Consider the following 7310-nt stretch of genomic DNA (forward strand, 5'->3'; position numbering starts at 1 on the left):
ACTTACCATGCTCAATCACCTGAAAATTCGTTCCAAGTTGGTACTTCTTGTCGGCCCACTGATCGTGCTGATTGCGACCTTGGGGTACATCGCAGAAAACGCTTTTCTCACGGGGCAAAGTGCCATGAACACCGTCTACGAAGACCGTGTCGTGCCGCTTCGAGATCTCAAAGTGATTTCTGACATGTATGCGGTCAATATCGTGGACACAGCTCACAAAGCCCGTGCCGGAACATTGACGCGTGATGTGGCGATCACCAATATTCAAAAAGCGCGATCGGTTGTCAAAGAGCGCTGGAGCGCCTATCTGGCGACTTATCTGGTGGAAAAAGAACGCGGCATTGTGGAGGAGGTGAAACCAAGAATGAGCGCAGCTGATAAAGCCAGCAATCGGCTGGAATTACTCTTGAAAGAGGGCAAAGACTCAGAACTTGCTGCATTCATCTCACGCGATCTCTATCCTGCAATTGATCCTGTGAGCGACAAACTCTCCGAGTTGATTGACCTGCAAATCGATGTCGCCAAAGAAAACACTTTGACGACCACCCATCAATTTGAATCTTCACGCCACATGATCATCGCGATCATTTTGGGCTCTGTATTGCTGAGTATTTTGGCGAGTTGGCAAGTGATTCGCGCGATCACTAAACCGATCGCAGAGGTTCGTGACACCATTTTGAAAATGGCTGATGGTGATTTGAGCGTATCGATCATCGACGATGGTCGGCGTGATGAATCCGGACAAATGATTCGCGCCACCATAGCGATTGCCAATACCCTGCAGGCCGTCTCCCATGACTTGAGTGAATTGATCGAAGCCGCGCAATCGGGCACCTTGTCGGTAAGGGCTGACCCATCACGCCACAAAGGTGAATTCGCCAAACTCGTGTCGGGTGCAAACTCCCTGCTGGGCACTTTGGCTCAACCGCTCAACGAAGTGGCTGCTGTTATGGCTAAATTGGCGGCCGGCGATGTGAAAGGCCGCATGAGTGGTGATTACGCGGGGGAATTGCGAGCACTCAAAGGCAACGTGAACCGCAGCCTCGATATTCTCGTGACAGTACTGGATGCTGTTTCCTTGTACGCCAGCGCTCTGGCCGATGGCAACTTGACCCAAACCATCGAAGGCAGCTTCCAGGGCGAATTCGCCGGCATGAAGCTCAATCTGAACAAAGCTGTCCATCAACTGCGCAACGTTCTCACGCAAGTGAGCCAAGCCACGGAACATGTGAACGTCTCCTCGAAAGAAACGACCGCCGCTGCAGTGGAAGTTTCTCGTCACGCCGCCAGCCAAATGGCCACACTGCTCGACGTCTCCGGTGCCATTGAACAAACTGCCTCTGCCATCAGTGACATTGCAGGCAGCGCTGACCGCGCGCGAATATTGGCCCAGCAGGCTGTTGAAGCTGCTCAGGGTGGACAATCAACTTTGATCGCCATGACTTCTGCCGTGCACAGCATTGCCGAGAAGAACATCCGAATCACCCAAATCAGTGAACTCATCTCCAGCATCGCAGACAAGACCTATGTGCTGGCGCTCAATGCCGGACTGGAAGCTGCACGCGCGGGTGCTGATGGCGGTGGGTTTGGTCTGATTGCCAACAAAATCAGTGCACTCGCTGAAGATGTGGCCGTGGCAACGCGGGAAATTCGCAGCCTCGTTCAAGAAGCCACATCAACCGTTGATTCCGGCGTAGAAACCGCAGGCGAAGCGAAAAGCGCCATGGTCCAAATTGTTGGCATGTCGCAGCAAAGCGACGAAACAATCCAGTCCATCGCAGCGGCCATCGAAGAGCAAAGCGCCATGATGCAATTGATCAAGGACCGGGTTGTTCGCCTTCAAACTGTGGCGCAAACCACTGCCAGCGCTTCTGAAGAAATTTCAGCCACCATGCAGTCACTGACCGCCTTGTCTCAACACTTGCAATCCGAGACTGACCGCTTGCGCACAACTTGATCACGCCATGGCAATACTCGATCAATCGCGTCACGTACTGACCAAGATTCTGGGACCACTGCTGATTTCGGTCAGCATTTTGGTTGTGTTCTTCTTCGGCGGCGAGGCCTATCAACAGTTTGGGATCGAGTTTTTCGACAGCACCACCACGGTGGTCAAAAATGTCTTAGGGGTGATCGGCTTTCTATCATTAGCGGTCTTGGCCAATCGATTGATTCGCTATGTGATATTCGAAGGTGTGATTGCATCTGCCACTGGAACACCAGCACCAAGCTTGCTGCTGCAGATTTCAAGCCTCATCATTTATGTCATCGCCCTCTCAGCATGCGCGCGCATTGTTTTCAATCAGGATCTGACATTTCTCTGGGCAGCATCGGGTGTTGCGGGGCTTGTACTGGGCATGGCCCTCAAGGAGTTGCTGCAAGACGTTTTCGCTGGAATTGCATTGAACATTGATCGGGCAGTTCGCATTGGAGACTGGATTCAAATCCATAGATCTGGGGATGAACGGACCATGGGCCAATTGATGGAAATCAGCTGGCGGACTACGCGCGTGCGAGACTTGCTGGGCGACATGCTCAGTTTCCCGAACAGCAAATTCAGCGCCTTTACCCTCAGCAACTTCAGCTTGCCCGAGGAAGCGAGTAACCGCAGCATCTTCATTCTTCTGGAGTGCTCAGTACCTGTAGATCAGGCGTTTCGCATTTTGCAAGCCGCCGCGCTGGATGCATTGCTGGAGCTGATCGGGCCCAATGTCGCCATCCCCACGGTTGCGGTCAGCGGCGTGAAGATTGATGGCGTGGAGTACATGATTGGTTTCCATGCCCAATGGAAATTCCTGATGCCCGGCACCCGCGCCATCTACAAACATGTCTTGATTCATTTGGCGAAAGCTGGCCTGCGTCCGGCGGGTCGGGCACTCACAGTGGCTGATCGGGCCGATCAGGACTTGGTGCAAAACAAGCAGGGCCCGGTACGACTTTCGTCACTGGTTGATCAGACACAGATTTTCGATGGCTTGCCCACCGATTGCATTGACGAGCTCATTGCGCGCTCTCGCAGAGTGCGTATTCGCAGCGGCCGTGTCGTTATTCAGGCAGGCGAAGTGGGCGCAGAAATGTACGTTGTCCAAGAAGGTCTTCTGGACGCATTGGATCCGATGAAACTGACCCATTCAGCCAACAACAAGCCATCCGTGATTCGCCCTGGAGACACCTTTGGCGAACAAGTCGCATTGGTCGGTTTGCCGCATCGAAGAACCATCCGCGCACGGACGGATGTGCTGCTTCTGGAAATCAACGGCAACACACTGCAACATCTTCTCGAAACCATGCCAGGAACCCTGGAAATACTCGCTCACAACCTGGCACAAACGGATGTCATGGGCAATGCCTCTGACGGCGAAGACATGTCCCAAGCCTTGGCTCGCCAGATCATGCACATGTTCCCTGGCGTGCAGCCATTGAGTGCAAAGACCGAAGAGCGCGGTTGTGAGTCCACTCACTGAACCAGTGCTTATCACTCGCGTATTGCTCGCACCCATGGCCATGTCGGTGCGTCTGCATCTGAGGCGGTTGTTGCGCAGCGTACCGGGGATAGAGGTGGTGGGGCAGGCCTTCGATGCATCTCTAATTTCGACAATGGCTGCGACTGCAAAAGCCAACTGGGTGTTGGCCGATGGACATACAACCCTGCTGCACACACATGACGACAACGATTCGCTCGGACAGTTGATCAACTATCTGATCATGGACTTGCCAGGAAAAATACCCAGCTCAGTGGCTGCAAACGTCAACATTCATCGGATCGTTCGGCCTCTTGATCTGGAAGCCGAACAGCCCAATGGCGCATTCCTGAAGACCCTGCGTCAAACGCTCAGCTCAAGAACAGCTGTCGGTCAGGCATTACCTGCACCGAGTGATGAATACGCCCTCCCTTCGCCAAAATTTAAACGGGCTGTGCGCGGCACTCAAAAGTCCTTTTTTGACGTGTTGGCCATTGGCGCGTCAACAGGCGGACCAGACGCATTGAGCGCCGTGCTCCAGTCCATCGCGCATCGCATTGATGTTCCGATTGTGATCACCCAGCACATGGGCGTCGGCTTCACGGCATCACTGGCCCAATCGATCGCGAACAAGACAAAACTCAACACATGCGAAGTGCAAGATGGTGACACACTCCGTCCCAATTGCGTCTACCTTGCACCCGGTGGACGACATTTTGAAATCGTACTTGCAAGCGGGCTACTTGTCGGTCGATTAAGTGATGGCCCGCCAGAATGCTTTTGCAAACCATCCGTGGATGTCATGTTTCGCTCCCTGTCCAAAATTGCCGGCATCCGCACTCTTGCGTTGGTGCTGACCGGCATGGGGCAGGACGGTCTGGCAGGATCACAGCTCATCAAATCAACAGGCGGCGTGATCCTGGCGCAAGATGAGGCCAGCTCGATCGTCTGGGGTATGCCAGGAGCTGTGGCCAAAGCAGGCCTTTGTGATGCCGTGCTTCCGCTGCAGTTGATCGGTGAATCGATCCTCAAGTTATTGAGGCAACACACATGAAATATGTGTACCCGTTCATTCGCCAGTACTTGCACAGTCAGGCGGGCATCTTGCTGGGTCCAGAAAAAGACTACTTGATCGAGTCTCGTCTGCATGGCTTGCTGAAAAAGCACTCACTGAAAGACCTGGAACAACTTGTTTGCGTTTTGGAGTCCACGCCTGAAGGTGATATCGCTGCTGGCGTGATTTCATCCCTGACAACACACGAGACATCGTGGTTCAGAGACCAGCGGCCGTTCGATCGGTTACGTACCGAAGTTCTGCCCCAACTGCGCCAGCAGCAACGGCGTCAAATCTCTGTTTGGTCTGCTGCTTGTTCTACAGGGCAAGAAATTTATTCGATCGCCATGCTCTTGCGTGATGAGGGGATGTATTCGCCGATGTGGCAAGTTTCCTTGTACGCCTCAGACATTTGCAAGACCGCACTGGCCCAAGCTGAACGCGGTGTTTATAACCATTTTGAAATAGAGCGAGGTCTTGCCCAAACCCATCGTCAACGGTATTTCGAGATGACCCCAGCGGGTTGGCGCATTTCATCCGCTGTGCGCCAAAGCGTGCGCTTTGAAGCAGTCAATCTGACCCGATTACCAGACAGCCCAGAACGATTCGACATCATTTTTTGCAGAAACGTACTGATCTACTTTGACCCAAACACACAAAGAAAAGTCTTGCAGAACTTGCACGACAAATTGGTACCGGGCGGTTTCCTGTTTTTGGGCGCTGCCGAAAGCACAGCAGGCCTGTGTGATGGATTCCAGTATGTTGGAACTGGCAGTGGGCTGTATGTCCGCTCGAAAAGCCTGGGTTGATGTCATGCAAGCTGCATGTAGCGGCGCAACAATTCATCCCGATGTGCAAAAGCTGTGTTGATCTTGCTTATTCTGTCCACATCAGGAACATGCCAAGCTGAGCACTGTCCAGTTGGATCAGCAATCTCAAAAGCCCTTGTCACCCAAGGCTCAGGAGACCAACTTGCAGCGTTCCTAGAATGAACTCCCACCCTAACATATCAGGAGACGACGTTGAGATACTTCACCAGGATCATCTTGAGCTTTGCGCTTTTGCTGACGCAAAGCTTTGGAGCACACGCACAAAACACCAAGATCGAATCAGAGGATTTCTTTGTGCCATCAAAGGCACCAGGCATCCAGCTATTCATGCGCCACAAGCATCTGACCGGTGTGAAAGCCACTTCTGGCGAGAAAATTTTGCTCTTTGTTCACGGTGCAACTTATCCAGCAGAAACAGCTTTTGACTTGCCTATAGAAGGCATGTCCATGATGGATCTGTTTGCAGCCAAAGGTTATGACGTGTATTTGGTTGATGTGCGTGGCTACGGACGATCCACACGCCCGCCTGAGATGGATGTGCCTGCACAGGACAATGCTCCGATTGTCCATACCGCCGATGCAGCGAGCGATTTTGGTTCAGCCGTGGACGCGATCCTGAAGCGTCATAACGTGCCCAAGATCAATGTGATGGGCTGGTCATGGGGCACATCCATTGTGGGTATGTACACCAGCTTAAACAACCCAAAGGTCAACCGACTGGTCATGTTTGCACCCATGTGGCTCTTTGCAAAAGAAACTGCCTTGCCCACAGGCCCTACAGCGGTCAAGCTGGGTGCTTACCGTACAGTTTCAAAAGACAGTGCCAAAGCTCGCTGGTTGAAAGGCGTGACACCAGAACAGGCCGAGGGCCTCATCCCTCCTGGTGTTTTCGAGGCATGGGCTGAAGCGACTTGGGCCACCGATCCCAAAGCCACATCTGGCAACCTGCGTGCACCGAACGGCGTCATCGACGACGTGATGACGAATTGGCAAGCCGACAAGCCCATGTACGACCCCAGCAAAATCACGGTTCCAACCTTCCTGATCCATGCAGAGTGGGATGCAGATTTGCCCTTGTACCAAACACTTGGATTGTTCAAGGCCCTGACCAAGACGCCTTACAAGCGACACGTAGAGCTTGGGGAAGGTACACATACCGTGATGCTGGAAAAAAACCGCATGCAGTTCTTCCGTGAAATTCTGGGCTTTCTGGATGAGCGTGATCCATTGGCACTCAAGTAAGCATGTGATCCACAATTCACAATTGATCAAGCCCTGCATATTGAACTGCACCCCAAAAGTTGGACACCAATCCAACCTTTGGGGTGTTTTTCATGACGAAGTACGACGAGAAATTTAAAAAATCTGTTGTTCAAGATTACTTAGCCGGTGGGGGTGGCTACACAAAGCTTTCTGCCAAGTACGGAGTCAATGATGGACAGATACGGCATTGGGTGGGCGCCTTTCTTCAAAACGGCGATAGTGGGCTAACCAAGAAGTCCAGTCATTACAGCGCTGAATTTAAGCTGCGTGTCCTAGAGCACATGTGGCGCGAAGAGCTTTCGTTTAACCAGACCATTCACTTGTTTGATCTGCGCGGGGGCACTGGAGTTGTCTCGGATTGGGAGCGCAAGTACCATGAGGGCGGTATCACAGCATTAGCTCCCAAGCCCCGAGGGCGCCCAAAACCGATGAAACCTCCCGAACCCACTACGCCCTCTAGCGAGCAGCCCGTGCAGGACAAAACGTTGCAAGAGCTGCAACGCGAAAATGAGTACTTGCGAGCGGAGGTGGCTTATCTAAAAAAGTTGGATGCCTTAGTTCGAGCCAAGCAGCAGGCTGCGCAGACAAAGCGAAAGCCCTGATCGAACTAAGGCAGCATCACCCCTTGGCCACTTTGCTCCAGGTGGCCGAGCTGCCTCGCAGCACGTTTTACTACCAAGTCAAGGCGCTGCAAAGGGATGA

6 protein-coding genes are annotated in these 7310 nt (G+C 52.9%); all 6 read left to right on the forward strand.

Annotated elements, in window-relative coordinates:
* The first annotated feature begins 7 nt into the window (after positions 1 to 7).
* The 6 genes from B9Z52_RS02820 (at position 8) to B9Z52_RS02845 (ending at position 7210) form a co-directional block, all read left to right on the forward strand.
* Positions 8 to 1957 carry a methyl-accepting chemotaxis protein gene (locus B9Z52_RS02820; protein WP_108412304.1) on the forward strand — a complete coding sequence of 650 codons (1950 nt, stop codon included), beginning with the start codon at positions 8 to 10 and terminating at the stop codon, positions 1955 to 1957.
* Positions 1958 to 1964: 7 nt separating this feature from the next.
* Positions 1965 to 3464 (forward strand): mechanosensitive ion channel family protein, encoded by a 1500-nt coding sequence (locus B9Z52_RS02825; protein WP_108412305.1) that lies wholly within the window; start codon positions 1965 to 1967, stop codon positions 3462 to 3464.
* Positions 3448 to 4515: a CheB methylesterase domain-containing protein gene (locus tag B9Z52_RS02830; RefSeq protein WP_158270497.1), complete on the forward strand. Its 1068-nt coding sequence runs from the start codon at positions 3448 to 3450 to the stop codon at positions 4513 to 4515. The genes B9Z52_RS02825 and B9Z52_RS02830 overlap by 17 nt, the downstream gene beginning before the upstream one ends.
* A complete protein-coding gene (locus tag B9Z52_RS02835) occupies positions 4512 to 5324 on the forward strand; it encodes a protein-glutamate O-methyltransferase CheR (protein ID WP_108412307.1) in 813 nt (270 codons plus the stop codon). Before B9Z52_RS02830 ends, B9Z52_RS02835 begins: the two co-directional genes overlap by 4 nt.
* 252 nt (positions 5325 to 5576) lie before the next feature.
* Positions 5577 to 6587 (forward strand): alpha/beta hydrolase, encoded by a 1011-nt coding sequence (locus B9Z52_RS02840; protein WP_233251783.1) that lies wholly within the window; start codon positions 5577 to 5579, stop codon positions 6585 to 6587.
* A gap of 92 nt (positions 6588 to 6679) precedes the next feature.
* Entirely contained in the window at positions 6680 to 7210 is a 531-nt protein-coding gene (locus tag B9Z52_RS02845; RefSeq protein WP_108411841.1) for a helix-turn-helix domain-containing protein, read from the forward strand.
* Positions 7211 to 7310: the final 100 nt, after the last annotated feature.

Origin of the sequence: Limnohabitans sp. Jir72 (genome assembly GCF_003063575.1) — a bacterium.
Lineage (GTDB): Bacteria > Pseudomonadota > Gammaproteobacteria > Burkholderiales > Burkholderiaceae_C > Limnohabitans_A.

Bases quoted from the DNA above. Each gene is read 5' to 3' on its own strand.
- B9Z52_RS02835 (WP_108412307.1), top strand. From the start codon at position 4,512: ATGAAATATGTGTACCCGTTCATTCGCCAGTACTTGCACAGTCAGGCG.
- B9Z52_RS02825 (WP_108412305.1), top strand. From the start codon at position 1,965: ATGGCAATACTCGATCAATCGCGTCACGTACTGACCAAGATTCTGGGA.
- B9Z52_RS02820 (WP_108412304.1), top strand. From the start codon at position 8: ATGCTCAATCACCTGAAAATTCGTTCCAAGTTGGTACTTCTTGTCGGC.
- B9Z52_RS02845 (WP_108411841.1), top strand. From the start codon at position 6,680: ATGACGAAGTACGACGAGAAATTTAAAAAATCTGTTGTTCAAGATTAC.